Here is a 20757-nt window from a genome sequence, read left to right as displayed (position 1 = left end):
AACTGATTGAGAAATCATGTTAGGCCCTTAAGATGGATAAGAGAAATTAATTACCTTTATTACCTTGATAAGAATTTCATATATTATATAGAAAACATGGGAGGGATATGATGCTCGATATTAATTTGTTGAAGACGTTTGTGACGCTTGCGGAGTACAAACATTTTGGGAAAGCGGCCAATGCGCTTCATATGACACAGCCCAATGTGAGTTTGCACCTGAAACAATTAGAACAACAAACACGCATAAAGTTGATAGAGAGAAGCCCTTTTCAATTGACTCAAGCAGGTGAACGGCTATTGGAAACAAGCCATAGAACGCTGCTCGAACTGCAGATTTGTCAGGCCGATCTCAACGCCATTAATGACCTAAAAATGGGGACGTTAACCATTGCCGTTAGTGACATCATTTCTCGATTCTTGCTAATTCGCCCATTCCAGAAGTTCAAAGCGCAGTATCCTGGTATTGACCTTACTTTGTTGAATACCACATCATATCAGGCATCGAGTTTAGTCAAGAACGCTCAGGCGGATCTTGGTTTTGTGATTGCGAAAGAGCAACACAACGAGTCACTCTATTTTACTAAGCTTCAAGAGCTTTCATGGTGTGCGTTAGGCGATGGGTTTGATTCTCAAGGATTAGATAGAAAGATAAAAAATGAGGTTAAAGGCGCAGAAGATGATTCTGAACTCACCTTAATTTTACTTGGCCACGATACAAGAACGCGTGACTTCATTGATGAAGGTTTGCCGAGCCTTAATCTACCTAGTTATAGGGTGATGGAAGTAGGGAGTGTCGATGCTCAAATCGATTGGGCAGAAGCTGGTTTTGGTATGGCTATCGTTCCTGAATTTGCGGTATCAACCAAGCATCATCTAAATTCAAAAGTGACACCATTAACGAATTTTTCTAGTACTAGCCTTGGCTATGTTGTTCGGCAGAACCAAGTCTTGTCGAAAGCGAGCAAGCAGTTATTAGGTTGGGTAAATGACGAGATTACTTTGTTGCAACGCAAAGATGATAAGACCGCTGAGTGAAGAGGGTGTAAAGATAACCTCACCACAGAATGTGGTTAAAAACCAAGGCAAAATATCCAATATTGCTCTTCGCTCTTGCTCGTTTGATGAGCCAAAAAGTGTCATTTATGACCCTACGGTCAATTATAATCCAAAGTTTTTTAATTTAAAGTCTTACATAGCTATGCGTTACTGGGTTTCACACCCTGTCAAATAGCCGCCTCTCACTTTTATCAATCAACTGATGTACATATATTCAATTTGTGTTATTGATTCTTTTATCTCTAGTGAAAAGAGTCATTCTCTGGTTGAATACCATTGAGCATGTCATTACTGGTGGGCTAAACAGTCCCTAGGTTTAGTGCTCATTACTGATACAAAACCATAACAATAACCAGATCGCACGAGTTGTATATCCATGAATCGATGGGATCAATTAGATACTCATAGTTAATTTAGTAAAGACGAGCCACGTATATGAATATAAAGCAAAAGCTCTATTCCCTGGGGATATTCTCCATCTTCGGCATGATTTCACTGCTGTTTACCACATCACAATTTGCAGAAACCACAGCTCAAATGGGTGAAGCCAAACAAGTTACCAAAGAGCTTCAAGTACGCTTGCTCAGCCTGCGCCGTAACGAGAAAGATTTCTTACTGCGTAGCGATATGAAATATCTCGACAAGTTCGACGTAGACTACAACAAATTCTTAGCGGCTGAATCAGAATTAGAAGCAGTGTTAAGTGACTTAGATTTAGCCAACAGCAACAGCACACGCTTACGTGAAGACATTGAAACCTACCACACAAGCTTTGTTAACTTAGTAAAAGCGAGTGAAGTCTATGGGTTAGCGCGAGACAAAGGCTTGCTAGGCGAGTTTCATGTTTTGCTCGATAACATCAGCGCGACAGCCAGTGCTGAACAAAAAATCGAGCTTTACCTGTTCAATGACTTAATTGAGAAGGGAGAGTTTGACCCCAGTGTTCTTTCTATAACTTCGAATATGAGTAGCTCAGCTGCTTTGATAGATGTTGCTCGTCAAGTGGTTGAACAGAAGCAAACGATAGGTTTAAAGTATAATGAAGGTCTGCTAGGTGAGGCGCGTTCAGGCTCACACATTATCGAGGCTCAGTTTAAAGAGTTTTCGGCCGCTCTAGCCCGAAAAACACAGCAAGAGATGGACAAACTGTCGCTGATCAACAACATCCTTTGTGTCACAATACTAGTGTCGATCATTCTGTTTAGCTGGTTAATCGTCCGTTCTATTATTGGTAAAATTGAGTCACTACTTTCGGTTATCCGCAATATCGTTAATTCAAACGATGTGTCAATACGTTCACACCTGGAAGGTAAAGACGAACTGAGCACGCTAGGCCAATACTTCAACCAATTGCTTGATCAGCTTGAAGGCTTGATTTCTGCCTCTCAATCTAAGTCTCTACAACTGACTCAAAGTACTTCTAACATGCATGATGGGCTTGAATCGGTGATCAAACAGTTTGAAGTTCAAGCTAATCATACTTCAACCATGACAACATCAGTACAAGAGATGGTGCTCACAATTGGCGAGATCTCAGAAAGCACATCCGTTGCGGCTGAAGGGGTTCATCAAGCTAAAATGAACGCCGATAAAGGCCGTGAAGTGGTGGTCGACACTATCAACAACATTACTCAGTTGTCTGAACGTTTATCAAGTAGCCAAGATTCAATCAGTTCACTGAACCATCATGTGGATCAAATTGGTGATGCGGTAAACATCATCCAAGGTATTGCAGAACAAACCAACTTATTAGCACTGAATGCAGCCATTGAGGCAGCTCGTGCCGGTGAACAAGGTCGTGGCTTTGCGGTTGTTGCCGATGAAGTCCGTGCATTAGCGAGTCGCACACACCAATCAACGACTGAAATAACCAGTGTTGTAACGGCAATTCAGAGCCAAATGAATTCCTCGATGATAGAAATTGGTGAGTGTAACCAACAAGGTCAACTGACACTAAAAGATTCGGAAGATCTCGATGCTAGCCTAAAGCTCATTTTAAACGATATGGAAGGTATTCAACGCAACTCTGAACGTATCGCTTCCGCTATTGAAGAGCAGGGTGCGGTAATGGCACAAGTGAGTGATTCAATCACAGAGCTTAATACCATTTCTAACGATAACAACGTGTCAGCACAGCACTGTATGGTTGAAGTCAATAAAGTCGCAGAGCAAGCAAGTGACATGGACAAAGCAGTCGCACAGTTTAAGACATCTTAGAAGCAACCTAGTTGCATTAAAAGAAGTGCAGCCAAATAACTCAAGCGAAAGGCGCGGATTATCTGCGCCTTTTTGTATGTTAGAGGTCTGGACAAATACGAAGATAGAGGATTAAGAATAAGGCATTCCAAATTGGACTTAAGTATCTATGAAATAGGGTTAAAATAATCATCGTCTATTAAGCTTAGTTATACTTTCACGATACAATCTGTACGCATTGCTTTATCGTGAATGGTTGAATCTCACGGGAAGAGGAACAAAATGCATTACGACGTATTCAACGGAGATGCAGATGGCATCATCGCATTGCTTCAACTGCGCCTACATGAGCCTAAAGAGAGCACTTTAATCACGGGGGTGAAACGTGATATCAAGTTGGTCTCGCAGGTTGCTGTCCAGCTAGCGGAACAGAATCCCCAAAGTGATGTTACGTCAGTGACTGTTTTAGACGTGTCGATGGAGAAAAACCTACCCGCATTACAATCACTGCTTGCAGATGAGGTTAATGTCTTTTACTGCGATCATCATCGTACAGGGGACATCCCCAAGTCTGAGTTCCTGAAGATTCTCATTAATACAGCGCCGGAATGTTGCACAAGTCTTTTGATCAACCAAAAACTCAAGGGAGCATATGTAGCGTGGGCAATAGCAGCTGCGTTTGGTGATAATTTAAAAGCGGTGGCAGCTCGACTAGCGCTAACAAATGGATTTGGCCAACCTCAAATTGACTTTTTGGAAGAACTAGGCACGCTAATCAACTATAACGGCTATGGCGCGTCACTGAGTGATCTGCACTTTTCACCGACTGAGCTTTACCAAGCGCTCTATCAATACCCTAACCCATTCGATCTCTTGGATGATAAAGATTCCGTGTTTTATCAACTTCGCGCCGCTTATAAAACCGACAACCAACAATTATCAAACCTGATTCCGATCTATGAGAGTGACGTCGCGCGTGTGTTTGAATTGCCTGCAGAGACTTGGGCAAGACGAATCAGTGGTGTGTTTAGTAATGAGATCGTGAATCAAGATCCAGCTCGAGCACAAGCGGTGTTAACGAAAAACGCTAATGGTCAGTCTTACACTGTGAGCCTAAGAGCGCCTTTATCGAACAGAGTTGGGGCAGATGAAATTTGTTCGAGTTTTGATACTGGGGGTGGAAGGAAAGCCGCTGCCGGAATCAATTCGCTTAAAGAAGTAGATAAGCTTCGTCTTATTGAACGAATAGAGAGCTATTATTCAGGCCATTCGAAATAATAGCGATGTTATATTTTTGTGATTTATTAGTGTGGAAGTTTATATGTAGCGTTTAATTGGGCTCGTACGTCCAATTAAGCCATTTGCAGGTTTTGGTGAGATCACTCGAAAAATAAAAAAGTATTAAATATCATAGCCTTTATAATTTTTTATTCAGTTCAATTAACGATATTACTTCCGTATATACTTCTTAATTTTACTCGTGAATTAACGGTGTTTAATATATTTATGTGCTCAATGAAAACTGCTGGAAATGGGCTTATTTCGCATTTTAATTTGAATGAAAAGTCAAAATCATATTGATTCTAATATTCAATCTGTGACTTAAAATCACAAGTTAAATCAAAGGTTGTTGTTTCCTATAAATTCCATTACTTCTCTATAAATATTCATGATTAAAATGAATTGGTTTATGTGAAAACCCTGACGGTACACCAACGGGAGATTTAGGCGCGAAAACGTACCAAAACGTGTCTGAAGCTATCATTCAAGGTGTTGAGCTTGGCGGTATGTACCAAATCTCCGACGAATGGGCAGTTTCTGGTAGCTACACTTACCTAGATACAGAAGACAAGTCGACAGGTGAAGAGCTGCTAGAGCGTTACAAGCATTCAGGCTTTGTGAAGCTTAACTGAAACCCAACTTACGATCTAAGTACCTTCTTGAGTGCGCGTTACCGTGGTGAGCGTCAGATTGACGGCGACCTAACGCAAGACGCTAACACAACATTGAACATCGGTACAGTTTACAATGTGAATGATTCAGTGCGACGACGAGCAGGTATCTCAAATCTAACAGATGAGTCAGTATCGGAAGAGTTAGAGTACATTGGTTATGTTGAAGAACCACGTACTTACTACGTAGGTATGACGACTGATTTCTAACCAATCTGATTTGATTTGATAAGTAAATCCCTTTAAAGCAAAGAACCCACATGACGTAGCGTTGTGTGGGTTCTTTTGATTTAGGTGTTATTTCGTGAAAGCGAACACCGTAAGAGAAGTGAACTAGCTTTTCACACACGCAATGAGAGCATTACCTGAGTGCATATCCCAAGGTAAAAGCTTGTCATAGTCATGTTCAAAGATATGAACCTCAAAGTAGGGTTTCAATATCTCAATCAACTCTTTAAATGAGAACGCCACCATAGGGTGTTCATCATTCCACACCTGAGTCTGACCAGCCGTAGTCTTCTCGATACTGAGCTTCAATGCCTGCTTGTGGCCTTCACCCGAGTAATACCAGCCTGAGCGGAAGGTAAAATCGTCCTGTTTTTGATTAGTAGTATGACGAACAAACAGATCATTGCTGATCTTATCTTTGTCGACCACGTTAAAGCAGAAGACGCCGCCTTGATTTAGGGCTTTGTGAACGCTTGCGATGCACTCTTTTAATTTCTCGATACCATCGTTGTAGTGGATCGAATACAAAAAACAAGTAATGAGGTCGAACGGTTGTGACACTTCGAAATTACTCATGTTCTGTACAGAAAAGTTAGCTTCAGGACAGCGAACTTGAGCAATGTCTAGCATGGGTTGGTTCAGGTCAAGTCCGTTACTTTGATAGCCATAATCGATAAAGTGACGAACATGCGGACCAGTACCACATCCAAGGTCTAGGTGAGTTTTTCCTTCATTTCCAAAAATCTGATGTAGCCTACGAACGCAGTGACTTTGCGCTTGGTAGTCAATATCAACACACATTAAATCATAGTAACCAGATAGGTCGGTATAGAGCGCGTTGGCGGACATGTTTGCCTGCAGCATTTGCTGAAAAAATTGGGGTGGCGCATAGTAAACTAGAACTTGAAAATAACAAGAAAATCTTAATTAAATTTGTCTATTTTTACTGTCTAGATTCTTCGGGTAATAGTGGAAGTCTGAAGTGGGGCGTTCTAGATGATTAGCTAGGCTCTACACAAGCGCCTTCAGGGTTGTTAGCTTTTGCTTGATAAAGCGCTTCATCCGTGACTCTGATGAGTGTGTTGAGGGAGCGAGTGGTACGAACGACACAGCTGTCGGTAATACCAATACTGACGCTTGTTTTGAATTTTTTCCGGTTAAAACCGATAAACTGATGGTTTCGAAATTCTTCACAGATACGTTCACCTACAACTCTTGCCTGAGAATCAGCAGTAGACAGTGCGGTTGCGTGATATGTAACAGATTTTGGAAAGAACACGATAAATTCTCCACCACCCCAACGGCCAACAACACCATTTAGAGCTTTGCCGTGTTTCTTGATGATCGTTGCGAGTGTCCGAATGACAGTGTCACCGACGCTATGTCCAAATTGGTCGTTCACGTTTTTGAAGTCATCAATATCGAGAAGCAAGCAAGACATATTAGCTTGATTGTTAGTCGGTTTTTTTAGCCAGTCATAAACCGCCTGACGAGTTAATACCTGCGTAAGGTCATCGTGAAGTGCGCGATGAATGAGCTCTTTTTCTAGTGCGACTTTACTAGTGACATCTTCGACCACCACTTGAATTGCTTTTTCACCTTCCCAATAGATGATGTTGTCGTAAATATTGAAGTATTTTTTGCTTCCATCAAGGCAACGGTTTTCGACCACTGAACTAAAACTCGGCGTGTGACCGGCCTAATGCTCTGGCTACGTTTTAGCGCGCTGACTTGATTGTCGGGCGGGATGATTGAGATAACAGAGTCCATAGCCAGCACTTGATCTATCGATTCAGCTCCCTGCATTTCGACCCAAGCCTGGTTAACCATTAGTGGTTTGAAGTTCTGATGAATGAGCACACCTTGTTTCGAACTCTTCAGTAGAGTGCGATACATGTGGTCTTTCTCCTGATGTTTACGTTCTGATGCAACTACAGATGTGATATCGATGATCATGACTCGAAGAGCAGGGCGGTCATTGAGCTTAATAACGTGCGCTAGGCTAAATAGGGATAGAGTACGCCCATTGATAGGTACGTCCTTATACAGTTTGCCTTTCTGAAGCTGGCCTTTAATGGCTGTGAGGTAACGTTCACGAAGAGCGCCATGGTAACTCTCTGGTACCATGGAATAAACGAAATCGACATTCTTTAATAGCGACTCTCGGTCATCGTAACCAAATAGGGTCGCGATATTATCGTCGACATCAATGACCTGATGATCCTGGAGGGTAATGTAGCCTTGGGCAGAATCGAAGTTCTGGCAAGGTAAGGCTGTCGTTAAGTCTAGTTGGATACTCATATCGGTCTGATCAATTAATCTCTACCGTAAAATGGTGCTTTGCATTAATTTGGGTATATCGCTGATAGACACGGTAAATGCAGCGAGACTCTACATGCAAAGTATGATATTCATCATTTAACTACACTAGCGTAATTTTACTGAATGGAAAACGGATTAAAATTTTATTAAGGATAATTAAAGCGTTATGAAAATAAAAATTGATGATTTGTCAGGCGGAGAGGTAATTCGGCTATTAGAAGAGCACTTAGCTGACATGTATGCAACGTCGCCACCAGAAAGCGTGCATGCACTCGATCTTGATGCTTTGAAATCACCAGAGATTACGTTTTTCAGTGCATGGAAAGACAGTCAATTATTGGGTTGCGTGGCTATTAAAGAGTTGGATTCCCAACATGCTGAGCTTAAGTCGATGCGAACTTCTCAGTTTGCTCGCAATACTGGAGTGGCGAGTCAACTCTTGCAGCATGTTCTAGATACAGCTTCTAACCGGCAATATCAAAGAATCAGCTTGGAAACAGGTTCTGAGGAGTACTTCAAGCCCGCGCGTAATTTGTACGAGAAGTTTGGCTTTGGATACTGTGAACCTTTTGCGGATTACGAATTAGATCCTTACAGCCAGTTCATGAGTATCGAATTGCGCTAGACGCAGTCTAGTTGAAACACAAGATAAAAGAGATTCCCTATCACGTTCGTTCCTCACTGTAGGGAATGACAAATACAACACCCTTACTATTTCTTGTCGTCATTCCAGAATCGAGGGACGAGGTATCTGGAATCTCCTTTGCTGCAATAAAAAACAAAAAGGTTGCTCTGAGCAACCTTTTTTCTAAATGAATCAATAGATAGGATAGCTTTAGCGTGTTTCTAACTCTGTGAATATCGCTTCAGCGTCAACCACGCTTCCGGAAATCGATAGGGTGTTGAAAGGCACTAAATCTGTCGGGCTAGAAGGCTTTTTAACAAGCAATTCTGGATAGACTTTTGATTCGTTCATTAATAGCGATTTAAGCTCTTTCACTGATAGGTCTGGGTAACGAGACCATACTAATGCCGCTATACCCGAAACCACAGGTGCTGCCATGCTAGTGCCACTTTTCGAACCGTAAGTGTTGCCTGGTGTGGTTGATAAGATGCGATATCCAGGAGCAAATACATCGACTGATTCTTGACCAAAGTTACTGAAGCTTGCGACTAAGCTTTGGTCTGCGTATTTTGCAGAGGCACCTACATCTAACCATGTTGAGATAGGTTTTGAACGGTAGTGCTTAGCATAGCGGTTTGGAAAGCTTGGTTTGATGTCGTTGTCGTTGCGGCTGTTGCCCGCAGAGTGAACAATCAGCACACCTTTACGAGCGGCATATCGGAATGCATGGTCAACGATGTACTTACGAGGTGAGTAGCTTTTACCAAAACTCATGTTAATGATCTTTGCGCCATTATCGACAGCGTAACGAACCGCGTTGGCAATGTCTTTGTCTCGCTCATCCCCATTTGGCACCATGCGTACCGCCATAATCTGAGCATGGTCTGCAACACCATCAATACCAATAAAGTTGCCGCGCTCTGCTGCGATGATACCTGCTACGTGAGTGCCGTGAGAGCCAACAGGCCCCTTAACATCGTTGTTACCGTAACCTTTTTCCCAAGGGTTATTGATGTCATCTAGGACAATGTCGCGACGAGTATCGAGCTCAAGATTTAAATGAAAGTCTAAAGAGTCTTGATAGCGGCTACGACGAGACTCCAGGTATTCAAATGAATACCAAGATTCAAATAGGTTAAGAAGACCTTGCGCAGCTGCAACAACGCTAGCGTTTTCGTTATCTAATAGCGTTTTTAAACCATTAGTCGAAAAGTCTTTCTGATCAACGTATTGAAGAATCTCTGCTTTGTATTCGTTGGCTTGGTCAATCGCGGTAGTGACACGATTTAACGCATCTTGGTCGTCTTTTAACGAGGAGAGATAGTCGGATTCTACGCTCTCATAGTACTTACGCTTTTTGCGCGGAATCCAATGCCCATTTTCCTTAAGTTTCAGGTACTTCTTGTATTCTCGTGTGACCTCTAATGTATCTTGATCAACGTTGATCCCTAAAGAGTTTCCGAGAAAGTTCCATCCGTGAATATCATCGATGTAGCCATTGCCGTCATCATCAATACCGTTGTTAGGGATCTCGCCTTTGTTCGTCCAAAGTTTGTTTTTAAGGTCTTCATGTTCCACATCAACACCCGAATCAAGCACAGCCACGATCACTGGCTCTGGCTTTAGCGGTGGCAAAAGGTAGTCATATACCACGTCAGAACCTACGCCTTGAAGCCTTGTGTAGCTCGCAGATAGATTGAACCAATCGCCGCGCTGTGAATCAGCAGAGCTCATCATTCTCATTGAGAACAAGGATGGTTGAATGGTTTGCTTAGAGTAATCTTCAACAATCGTACCTTTTACGTCTTGTATGAAAGGCGAATTGACGATCTGAGGTGAAACACCATCGTCTTTAATTGTTGAAGCGGTGGCGTGTGCAGAAGCGATGATAGCTAAAGTAAGAGTTGTAAGTCTGTATCCGTATTTCATCTGTGTTGCGTCCTTATAGTTATGTGACTAACTGGCTTGTCCAAAAGCACATAAAGCCAGTAGATAGAGCGGGAAAAGCTCGTTCAAAAAACGGTCAAAAGGTAATATGCAATTAGATTTCTATCATTCGCTTGGTCAATGAAATGGTATTGAGATCTCACTGTGATCGATTTTTAAGGTTCAAAGTTTGAGCTAAATTCTATTAATAAAAGCAATATTTATAAAATGAGATGAATGGCTAAATTGCTTAAAAATCAATTGATTATTTTGTTATTTAGTAAGCTAAATCCTAGATGATTAAGTCAGAAAGGCGGCGATTATGACTCAATGCGTTACCTCTCGGCTATTGGGCTACTTGTTAACAAGATTCATAAATTGGATAATATTTACACGAACGACTTTAGCCATTATCTAGAAATAACCACTTATCATGACGACTTATTTTGCTGGTTTCTCCCTCGGACTTTCGCTGATCCTTGCGATAGGTTCTCAAAATGCTTTTGTACTCAAGCAAGGCCTAAAGAACCAACATGTTTTGGTCATTTGTACGGTGTGTGCTGTCTCTGATGCGTTGCTGATTAGTTTTGGCGTCACAGGCTTTGGAGCTATTGTTAAGCAGTTTCCTCAAATCGAACAGATTGCTCGTTATGGTGGGGCAATGTTTTTGGGCGTGTATTCATTTTTAAGTCTCCGCTCGGCATTCACTGTAAATCATGCGCTAGAAGCGAATGCGCAAGCCAATGATTCACTAATCAAAGCCGTAGCCATGTGCTTAGCTTTTACTTGGTTAAACCCACACGTCTATCTGGACACCGTGGTGTTATTAGGCTCCATTTCTACTCAATATCAACCTAATCAGATGTCATTTGGAGCCGGAGCGGTATCGGCTTCTTTTGTGTTCTTCTTTTCTCTTGGCTTTGGCGCGCGTTTTTTAGCTCCAATGTTTAAGAACCCACGAGCTTGGAAGGTATTGGAATTTTTCGTGGGTGTGATAATGGCATCTATAGCAATATCTTTAATCGTTTAAGTGGCTATATTTCATAACTTCCAAAATAATGGAATTAGCTTTCGTCTTTTGTTGATGAGGCTCGTCTTAGGGATGTAAATACAAATTAATGACCTGATACGGAGTCGACAATGATTAAACTGATTAGCTTTAAAAACTGCCCATTTTGTTCAACGTGTAATGGGGGCTCTAGTCATGAAAAAAGTGCCGTTTGAAATCGAATACATTTAGCTTAACAACAAGCCACAATGGTTTTTGGATATCTCCCCAAATGGACAAGTGCCTGTGCTAGTGACTGAAGATGACATCGTATTATTTGAATCTGATGCGATTGTTGAATACCTTGACGACAAATACGCACCTATTGAAGAGTTAACAGCTGAGCAAAAAGCGTTGGACCACACTTGGTCTTATCAAGCGAGCAAATATTACATGCCACAATGCGGAACGATGGGAAGTAAAGACAAAGATACCTATGATACGCGTTTGGCAAATCTTCAAAAAGCGTTTCTTAAAGCTGAAAATAAATTAGGCGATACTCAATTCTTTAAAGGTAATTACATTTCAAATGTCGATATTGCTTGGCTACCACTATTACACCGCGCATCGGTGATCAAAGAACGTTCAGGTTTTGATATGTTAGAAGGTTTTCCTAAAGTGCAAGCGTGGCAGATCGCTCTGATTAAGTCGGGCTTAACGGAGAAAACGGTACCTCAAGACTTTGTGTAGAAGTTTAGTGGTTTCTATTTAACGAATACCTATTTGGCAAGCCTTGCTGAAGCTCATTAATATTGAATTCATTATTTTAATTATATTTTAATGGTGTTTCGTTCTGAATAATTTGAAAGGATAAAAATGTTGATACGAAAGCCGCTCTGATTATGAGCGGCTTTTTGGTAGCTAAAACTTGTGACACGTTCAAGCGTAAAATTAGTTGCTTTTCACAAGCTTATAAAAGGGAATTGTATGAGCGATTTTGGTAGATTATAGATATTACCGACTTCCAGTGAGCAGCAATGAAGATTCTTCACACGTCCGATTGGCACCTTGGCCAAAACTTCTACAATAAAAGCCGTAAGAATGAACATGAACGTTTCTTACAATGGTTACTTGAGCAAGTTACTGAACATGACATCGATGCGATCATCGTTGCTGGTGACATTTTCGATACCAGTACGCCACCAAGTTACGCTCGTGAGATGTATAACAAGTTTGTCGTCGATTCGAACAAGCTCGGCTGCCAATTGGTACTGCTAGGCGGAAACCACGATTCCGTTTCGGTTCTGAAAGAGACCCAACAGCTGCTCAAATACATGGGTGCAGACGTCATCCCAAATACCAACGAAGATCATGCGACTCAGGTTGTTGAACTCAAGGGTAAAACGGGCGATGTAGAAGCGCTTGTGTGTGCCATTCCATTTATTCGTCCTCGCGATGTGTTGACCAGTCAAGCTGGTGTATCTGGCGTAGAGCGTCAAAAACAGCTTGGCGATGCAATCAAGCAGCACTACCAAAGTATTTATGAGGCGGCAGTTGCTAAGCGTGCTACCTATGAAAACCATGAGCACATGCCAATCATCGCTACGGGACACCTTACTGCAATGGGCGTGCAACAGTCAGATTCTGTACGTGATATTTACGTTGGTAACCTAGATGGCTTTGCTGCGGATGGTTTCCCAGATGCTGACTACATTGCTCTTGGTCATATTCACCGCCCACAAGTGGTGGCTAAGCGTGAATACATTCGTTATTCCGGTTCTCCAATCCCACTGAGCTTTGATGAGCTTAAATCCCAGAAGCAGGTGTGCGTGGTTGAGTTTTCTGAAGGCGAACGAACCATTTCTCAATTAGCCGTTCCAACTTTCCAGCCGTTAGCCGAAATTAAAGGCGACTTGAGCGAGATAGAGTCTCAACTGAATCAATATATTGGTTTGGATGGCGAACAAAGCGTGTGGTTGTCGATAGAGGTTCAGGCTCAAGATTACCTATCTGATCTACAAGAACGTATGCGTGCATTGACTGAAGGCTTGAATGTGGAAGTACTTCAACTGCGCCGTGCAAGAGAGCGTCGCAACCAAGCGTTGGAGCAAGAATCAGCAGAAACTCTGTCTGAGCTGAGCCCAATGGACGTGTTTACCAAGCGTATTGCCTTAGAAGAGTTCGAAACTGAATCTGAAAAAGCCCGCTTAGAGCGAATGACGGTGAAGTTTAAGCAAGTCATGGTCGAAGTGTCTGAAAGCGCTCAAGCAACAAACAAAGTAGAAGAGTAACGAGTATGAAGATTTTAAGCCTAGAATTTGAAAACCTGAACTCTTTGAAAGGGCGTTGGAAGCTCGATTTCACCCAATCACCGTTTGCAGAAAATGGTCTGTTTGCAATCACGGGCCCAACAGGTGCGGGTAAAACGACTATTCTGGATGCAATTTGTTTAGCGCTATTCCACCGCACGCCTCGTTTGAAAAGCATAGCGAAGGGCAATAACGAGTTGATGACTCGCGGTACCGGTGAGTGTTTCGCTGAGCTTGAATTTGAAGTGCAGGGTAAAACTTACCGTTCCAACTTTCACCAGAAGCGAGCTCGCGGCAAGCACGATGGCGCACTGCAGACGCCAACATGTGAATTTGCAGATGCAGACACTGATAAAGTCTTAGAAACCATGCTAACCAAGAAGACCAAGTTGGTTGAGCAGGTGACAGGTCTCGACTTCTCTCGCTTTACTAAGTCGATCATGCTTTCTCAAGGCGAATTTGCTGCCTTCTTAAATGCCAACGCGAATGATCGTGCCGAATTGTTGGAAGAACTTACTGGTACTGAAGTTTATAGCCTGATTTCAGAGCGTATTTACGATCACTTCAAATCGAGTGAAGAGTCGCTTAATCACCTGAAGGCAAAAGCTGAAGGTGTGAGTTTACTGTCCGATGAGCAGATTCAAGGGCTGACAACAGAGCGTGACACATTAGAAACTGAACAGAAACGTTTAGCAGAACAGCTAAAAGAGTGGCAAGCTCACCTCAGCTGGTGGAAAGACGTGACCAAAGCGCAGCATACTGTTGCGACCAGTGAACAAGACCTAAAAACAGCGCAAAGCGATTTAGAGCAAAACCAACCATCCTTGACGCGTTTGGCAAATAGCGAGCCGGCTGAGAAATTGCGACCGCTGCACAAAGACCTAAAACGCTGTGAACATGAGCTCAATCTTACGCAAGTTAACCTAGATAACAGTACTAAGTTGCTCACAGTGCGCGAGGCCGAGAAGTTAGACGCCCACACTAAGCTGACTCAAAGTAGCGAAGCGGTTGAAAAAGTGAAAGTCGAGCAACAGGATCAAGAAAAGATCATTGAGCAAGTCCGCCCATTGGACAACCAAATATCGGTACTTAAAGACAAGAAAGCCTCTGCGGTTAACGCCGTGAATACGTTGAATGAACAACACGCACAGCAACGTAATCAACAGCTTATGTTGGTGCAACAGATTGACGAGTTGAAACAGCAAGAAAAGCTGAGCGCTGACTATCTAGAGGCGCATCAGTCGGACCAACACCTCGAAAAGCACCTAGGTCAGTGGCAAGCCAAAGTTGAGCAAGTGCGTACGTTAGAATCTCAGCATTCACAACAACTTAACTTAGCGAAGCAAATCTATACGGCGCTAGAAGCTCAACAATCTGTGATTAAAAACGCACAGCAAACCAAAGCATCGCAAGATCAAGCTCTAGCTGAATTGGTGCTGGCCGAAAACTCTACCAAGCAGCAATGGGAAGCTCTACACGCTAAAACCAGTGAAACAGCATTACTTTCCCAAAAAGAGTTGTTGGAGCTTTGGAATCGCAACACCCACTCGTTGTTTGAAATCAATCGTGGCTTTTTAAACGCACAGCAACAGCTCGCTGTTAAGACACAAGCCAATCAAACTAACGTTCAGAAGGCTGACAAACTATCGAAAGAGCGTGAAGTACTGGTTGAACGATATAAAGAGAAAGAGACATCACTTGAGCGCTTAACCTTGTTAATCGCGCAAGAGGGAGAGCTAGCTAAGTACCGTGCGAAGTTAGAGTCTGGTTCTGAATGTCCGCTGTGTGGTTCTACTGAACATACGGTTGAGCAGTCGCAAGATATTGCGAACTTGATTGCTCAGCAAGAGCGAGAAAAACATGAGTTAGCGGTCATTAAGAAAGATGGTCAAGAGCATCGTCAACAGTTGGATTCTCTTGCTCCTATGATCACAGCACTAAGTGATGATATTCAACGTGCACAAGCGGATATCCAGCAAGCTCAACTTAATTGGCAATCTGTAATAGGTAAGCTTCAACAGAGTTTGTCTGACTTTCCAGCTGTGACCCTGGAGTTAACATCGCTTTCTGTGGCTGACTTGGGGAGTGAACTTGCAGTGACGACTTTTGTTGAGCAATGCGAGCTTCATTTAAATCAAACCCAGAACCAGCTGAAAGTCTTAGTGGATGCAAAAAACAGCTATGCCGAGGCCGAGAAACAACGTTTATCAGCTAGCGTTATGGCTAATAAAGCGCAAGCTAATCTTGTGTTAGCGGAGGAGCGTCTCAACGACCTCAATAAGCAAAACCAAGCTGCGAATGAACAAGCAGGTCAAACCGCGCAAGCCAAAGAGCAACAATGGCACTCACTCAAAGAGAGTATTGTTGAAACCTCTGTCGAAGCTCCTGAGCTTGAGCACATTGATGCTTGGTTTGCTGAAAAACTGCAAGCCTCAAACACATGGCTGCAAACCAAACAGCAACAGGCTGAGCTAGAAAAGCGTTTGATTACCCAATGTGCTGAGCAAAAAACACTGGATGACAAACTAAACAGTGTGCAAAAAGAGCTGGATGCGCTAAGCAAAGAAAGCGAATTGCTAACAGCCGAGTTAGCTCGTATTAGCGGTGAAAGAGCACAGTTGTTTGGTGAGCAAGACATTCAAGTCGCAAGCCAAAGCATCAAGCAAAAGGTAACAGATGCAGTTGCAGCGTTTGACGCGGCTCAGTTGGTACTTAATCGCTGTGAATTGGAACATCGAACCGAACAAACGAAACATACCGGTTTTTCTGATGAATTAACCACGAAGCAAACAAGCCACACGCAAGCGACCAATGCTTGGGTTGAAGCTTTGAAAGCGAGCCCATTTCAAGAGGAAGTTGATTTTGAAGCGGCACTGCTCGATGAGGAGGTGTGCACTCAATTACAAAACCTTAAGAAGTCTCTGGATGAAGCAGTTGTCAGTGCACAAGCAAGGTTGAATACGGCAAAAGCAGCGCAAGTGGAGCTACAAAACCACGAAAATGCGCAAACATGGCAAGAACAAGATCAACAGCAAGTGGAGCAGGCGACAGCTGATTGCCAAGAAGCTCAGCAAAGCCATGCGAGCAAAATTGGCGCAATTTCTGCCAACCTTGAAACTGATCGTCAGAACCGAAGTAACCAGCAGGATTTGTTTAAGCAGATCTCTGAACAACAAGTTGAGTTCGATGATATCTCTAGCTTAAACTCGCTGATTGGCTCTAAGAATGGCGATAAGTTCCGTAAGTTTGCACAAGGCCTAACACTGGAAAACTTGGTGTACCTGGCAAACAAGCAATTACAGCGTTTGCATGGTCGCTATGAATTAAAACGCAAAGCCGACGATGGCTTAGAGCTACAGGTACTCGACACCTGGCAGGGCGACGTAATGCGCGATACCAAAACTCTATCTGGTGGCGAAAGCTTCCTGGTGAGTTTGGCGTTGGCATTGGCGTTGTCTGATCTTGTGAGTTACAAAACAAGTATTGATTCTCTTTTCTTGGATGAAGGCTTTGGCACGCTTGATAGTGACACGCTAGACATGGCATTGAACGCACTCGATAACTTGAATGCATCAGGCAAAATGATTGGTGTCATTAGCCACGTTGAAGCTTTGAAAGAGCGTGTGCCTATGCAATTGAAAGTGACGAAACACGCAGGCCTTGGCATCAGTGAGATGGAAAAACAGTACAAAGTGGTTGCTTAACCTCTTCGAGATTGGTCGGTTGCTCGAACACCTTCTTTGCTTCAGTGTTGTCCGCATGGTTAAGGTGTTCAAGGTTTCTCGAAGTGGGTTTTATTATTGGATTAAGCATCGCCAAAAGGCTATTCAACGCGAAGCAACTTGCCAAGAGTTTGATGCAAAGGTCAAAGATGCTTTTGATAACAGTAAGGGGCGAGATGGTTCAAGGCGCATCCAGAAAGAGCTGGCTGAGAGCGGTGATATCCATAATGTTAAAACCATTGCAGCCAGAATGAAGCGTCAGGATTTAACGCCAAAAGCGGCACGCAAGTTTAAGTGCACAACGGACAGCAAGCATAAGATGCCTGTAGATCCGAACTTGCTAGCTCAGGACTTCAGTGCAACGGCCCCGAATCAGAAATGGGCGGGAGATATCACGTATCTTGCCATAAGCGAAGGCAGGCTGTATTTGGCTGTCATCATTGATCTTTACTCACGACAAGTAATCGGTTGGTCGATGGATACGAGGGTGACGGCAACACCGGCCTGCGATGCATTATCATGGGTCTGTTCCGTCGAGGCTTCCCAGAGGAAGTGATTGTTCATAGTGACCGTGGTAGCCAGTATTGCTCGAAAGATTATCGAGACCTCATAACTGCTTATAATCTAAAACAAAGTATGAGCAGGAAAGGAAACTGCTGGGACACTGCTTGTGTTGAGAGCTTCTTCCATTCGATGAAAGTGGAAGCGATTCAATGCGAACCGATAATGACCAGAGATGAGATGCGCCAAACGGTCTTCGAGTACATAGAGGTTGATTATAATTGGACGAGAAGGCACAGTGCTCTTGGGTATCTAAGCCCAGTTAACTTTGAACAGCAAAATGTCGCTTAATGAAGTGTCCAGTCTGGCTGGACACTTCATTAAGCATACTCGTTGCTGTTTTGGGCATAAGGTCTTCAATCTGGTGGTCTAACCGTTTTGTCATCTTTCATTTTCATATGCAAACTTGATTTATACTCTGATTTCAAACACTTTGTGGGTCGTCATAACCGACCAAGCTATCCTTGCAAGTTTGTTTGCCAAGGCGACTACAGCGACATTAAAGGGTTTGCGTCGTTTTAAATCTATTAACCATGCACCAAAGTATTTCTCTGCACTGGTATCTCGCCATAATATTGCTCTAGCAGCGTGAACAAACAGCTCGCGAAGCTCTTTGTTTCCTCGCTTAGATATCCCAAGCACCGCATCATTTTCGACGACCTATATAACAACTGGTGATTTTGGTGACTCAGTCCAAGCTGGGGTGATGGGCAGGGCGGGATCGCACTTTGTTAACAAATATGATCTAATAACGCCAAATCCATAATTACACAGCCCCTTTCGCTTTGAACTTAATCGAACACCTATCAGTCATCCGAGATACTCGATCAGATATTAATCAGAAGCATGACCTTATAGACGTTATGTTCCTTGTGATTAGCGCCATCGCATCTGGGTACGAAGGGTGGCAAGATATTGAATTGTTTGGGAAAGATAAACTAGATTGGTTGAGGAAATACAGACCATTCGAACATGGCATTCCACGTGGACATACAATAGCCCGTATTTTGCGTTCAGTTGTTGCAGAATCTTTGCTAGAGGCATTAGCCCTCTGGATTAACGAACAACGCACGAGTCAAAACAAGCCGATTATCGCATTCGATGGAAAAGTGCTTCGTGGCTCATACCGAAATGACAAAAAAACAGCGTTACAATTGGTCACTGCCTACGGTACTGAACGTGGTCTTGTACTGAGTCAAAATCTGACTGAGAACAAGAATGGCGAGATCAACGTTGTACGGCAAATGCTTGATGTTATAAATGTAAAGGGTAGTGTTGTTACAGTTGATGCACTGTATTGTCAGCGTGAAACACTAGAAAAAATCAAAGAAAAACAAGCGCATGTTGTTGTTCAGGTTAAGAATAATCAGCCTAAACTTAGAGCGGCTGTTGTGGCGCAGTTCAAAGCAGTTTTTGATGCTGGTAAAGAGAAAATAGTCACCGAGGTCAAAGAGAAACAACATGGTCGTAGTGAAGAGCGATACGTGTTTCAGCTAAAGGCTAAATTACCCGACGAATTAGCGAAGAAATGGGCGACGATAAGAAGCATCAAAGCAGTAGAACGCCATCGAGTGATCAACGGAAAAGGCACTGTAGATACCTCTTACTACATTAGTTCTTTGTCGCCGAACCACAAGCTTTTGGGCCATTATATTCGCCAGCATTGGCGGATTGAGAGCAGTCAACATTATGTTTTAGATGTTGTTTTCAAAGAAGATAGCTCTCGAATTACTTTAGATGGTGCCGTTGAAAACATTGCATTGTTTAGACGTTTTGTGATGAATATGCTCAAGCAATGCGAATGGCGGATTGAGAGCAGTCAACATTATGTTTTAGATGTTGTTTTCAAAGAAGATAGCTCTCGAATTACTTTAGATGGTGCCGTTGAAAACATTGCATTGTTTAGACGTTTTGTGATGAATATGCTCAAGCAATGCGAATGTGGTGCGCCGAGTCAAAAAGTGAAGCTGAAGAAAGCGGGTTGGAACGATGATTATAGGGCAAGAGTTTTCTTTGGGTTATAAATCCATCAAAGTATGCTCCCGCCCTGACCTTCACTCTGAGAAGTTAAAGCCCCAAAATGGTGGTAGCCAAAGTCGACTATCTGCGACTCAGACGACGGAACTCGTCGAACACTTGAATAAGAAAACCTATTTTCACACGCGGCAAATCGTTATTTATGTCGAGGCAGCGTTTAATGTTCGCTACACCGTTGCAGGCATGAATAAGTGGTTACATCACCAGGGTTTCTCATACAAGAAACCCAAAGGAGTGCCGCACAAGTTAAAGCCAGAAGAGCAGTTGGCCTTTATAGGGTATTACAACAATATATTAAAGCCTAAAGATGCACCAGTGCTTTTCATAGATGCCGTTCATCCGACTCAATCAACAAAAATTAGTTATGGTTGGATCCGTAGAGGTCAGGATAAACTCATCGAAACAACGGGAAGTCGTTCGCGCTTGAATCTTATCGGGGCTTTATCTCTTGATGATATCATCGCCACGGTCATTGACACGTATGACACCATAGATAGCGAGAGCATCATTCGCTTCTTCTGGAAGCTCAAGAAAGCACATGATCCGCTAGAACAAACTGTTCATATCGTCCTCGATGGTGCTGCTTATCATCGGTCAGAAATGGTAAGAAATGCTGCAAAAGTTCTGAATATCGAGCTTCATTACTCCCCCATACAGCCCAAACTTAAATCCAATAGAGCGGCTTTGGAAAGTGATGAATGAGCATGTGAGGAATAACACTTACTTCCCCTCAAAAGTGGCATTCACATCTGCGATTAAAGAGTTTTTCAATGTGACTTTACCAAAGGTTGCAGGCTCACTCACATCCAGAATTACGGATAATTTTCAGTTAC

13 protein-coding genes and 4 pseudogenes are annotated in these 20757 nt (G+C 42.9%); 12 read left to right on the top strand and 5 right to left on the bottom strand.

The window, feature by feature from the left end; all coding sequences use genetic code 11:
* Positions 1-107: 107 nt before the first annotated feature.
* The 4 genes and pseudogenes from L1D11_RS04220 to L1D11_RS04205 all read left to right on the top strand — a co-directional run.
* Entirely contained in the window at positions 108-1037 is a 930-nt protein-coding gene (locus L1D11_RS04220) for a LysR family transcriptional regulator (protein WP_239834738.1), read from the top strand.
* A 507-nt stretch (positions 1038-1544) separates the two neighbouring features.
* Entirely contained in the window at positions 1545-3275 is a 1731-nt protein-coding gene (locus L1D11_RS04215; RefSeq protein WP_239834737.1) for a methyl-accepting chemotaxis protein, read from the top strand.
* A 261-nt stretch (positions 3276-3536) separates the two neighbouring features.
* Positions 3537-4532 carry a DHH family phosphoesterase gene (locus tag L1D11_RS04210; RefSeq protein WP_239834736.1) on the top strand — a complete coding sequence of 332 codons (996 nt, stop codon included), beginning with the start codon at positions 3537-3539 and terminating at the stop codon, positions 4530-4532.
* Positions 4533-4945: 413 nt separating this feature from the next.
* A pseudogene (locus L1D11_RS04205) lies at positions 4946-5416 on the top strand (TonB-dependent receptor); the annotation flags it as partial.
* A gap of 123 nt (positions 5417-5539) precedes the next feature.
* Here the strand turns inward: L1D11_RS04205 and L1D11_RS04200 are convergent.
* From L1D11_RS04200 to L1D11_RS04190, 3 genes are all read right to left on the bottom strand, one after another.
* Complete coding sequence (locus tag L1D11_RS04200) at positions 5540-6283, bottom strand: class I SAM-dependent methyltransferase (RefSeq protein WP_239862045.1); 744 nt, start codon at positions 6281-6283, stop codon at positions 5540-5542.
* A 151-nt stretch (positions 6284-6434) separates the two neighbouring features.
* Entirely contained in the window at positions 6435-7016 is a 582-nt protein-coding gene (locus L1D11_RS04195) for a GGDEF domain-containing protein (RefSeq protein ID WP_239862042.1), read from the bottom strand.
* Entirely contained in the window at positions 6980-7735 is a 756-nt protein-coding gene (locus tag L1D11_RS04190; RefSeq protein ID WP_239862040.1) for a PAS domain-containing protein, read from the bottom strand. The genes L1D11_RS04195 and L1D11_RS04190 overlap by 37 nt, the downstream gene beginning before the upstream one ends.
* A gap of 187 nt (positions 7736-7922) precedes the next feature.
* On the opposite strand from L1D11_RS04190, the gene L1D11_RS04185 reads away from it, so the two are divergent.
* A complete protein-coding gene (locus tag L1D11_RS04185) occupies positions 7923-8381 on the top strand; it encodes a GNAT family N-acetyltransferase (protein WP_239862038.1) in 459 nt (152 codons plus the stop codon).
* A gap of 210 nt (positions 8382-8591) precedes the next feature.
* On the opposite strand, the gene L1D11_RS04180 is transcribed toward L1D11_RS04185, so the two are convergent.
* A complete protein-coding gene (locus L1D11_RS04180) occupies positions 8592-10310 on the bottom strand; it encodes a S8 family peptidase (RefSeq protein ID WP_239862036.1) in 1719 nt (572 codons plus the stop codon).
* Positions 10311-10740: 430 nt separating this feature from the next.
* On the opposite strand from L1D11_RS04180, the gene L1D11_RS04175 reads away from it, so the two are divergent.
* From L1D11_RS04175 to L1D11_RS04155, 5 genes and pseudogenes are all read left to right on the top strand, one after another.
* The gene (locus L1D11_RS04175; protein ID WP_239834618.1) at positions 10741-11337 is read left to right on the top strand and encodes a LysE/ArgO family amino acid transporter; all 597 of its coding nucleotides are present in this window, start codon (positions 10741-10743) and stop codon (positions 11335-11337) included.
* Between the two features lie 110 nt (positions 11338-11447).
* Positions 11448-12045 (top strand): annotated as a pseudogene (locus tag L1D11_RS04170) (glutathione S-transferase family protein).
* 287 nt (positions 12046-12332) lie between these two features.
* Positions 12333-13586, top strand: a complete 1254-nt coding sequence (gene sbcD / locus L1D11_RS04165) for an exonuclease subunit SbcD (RefSeq protein ID WP_239862035.1) — start codon at positions 12333-12335, stop codon at positions 13584-13586.
* Positions 13587-13591: 5 nt separating this feature from the next.
* Complete coding sequence (locus tag L1D11_RS04160; RefSeq protein WP_239862033.1) at positions 13592-17308, top strand: AAA family ATPase; 3717 nt, start codon at positions 13592-13594, stop codon at positions 17306-17308.
* A 19-nt stretch (positions 17309-17327) separates the two neighbouring features.
* Positions 17328-18178, top strand: a pseudogene (locus L1D11_RS04155) (IS3 family transposase); the annotation flags it as partial.
* A gap of 120 nt (positions 18179-18298) precedes the next feature.
* Here the strand turns inward: L1D11_RS04155 and L1D11_RS04150 are convergent.
* Positions 18299-18529, bottom strand: a pseudogene (locus L1D11_RS04150) (IS110 family transposase); the annotation flags it as partial.
* Positions 18530-18672: 143 nt separating this feature from the next.
* Between L1D11_RS04150 and L1D11_RS04145 the strand changes: the two are divergent.
* Positions 18673-19911 (top strand): ISAs1 family transposase, encoded by a 1239-nt coding sequence (locus L1D11_RS04145; protein ID WP_239862030.1) that lies wholly within the window; start codon positions 18673-18675, stop codon positions 19909-19911.
* A complete protein-coding gene (locus L1D11_RS04140; protein WP_345772746.1) occupies positions 19901-20626 on the top strand; it encodes an IS630 family transposase in 726 nt (241 codons plus the stop codon). Before L1D11_RS04145 ends, L1D11_RS04140 begins: the two co-directional genes overlap by 11 nt.
* The last annotated feature ends 131 nt before the right edge of the window (positions 20627-20757 follow it).

It is taken from the genome of Vibrio sp. Isolate32 (assembly GCF_022397955.1).
GTDB lineage: Bacteria > Pseudomonadota > Gammaproteobacteria > Enterobacterales > Vibrionaceae > Vibrio.
Note: the sequence above shows the minus strand (reverse complement) of the source record. Positions and strands in the feature narration are given on the sequence as shown.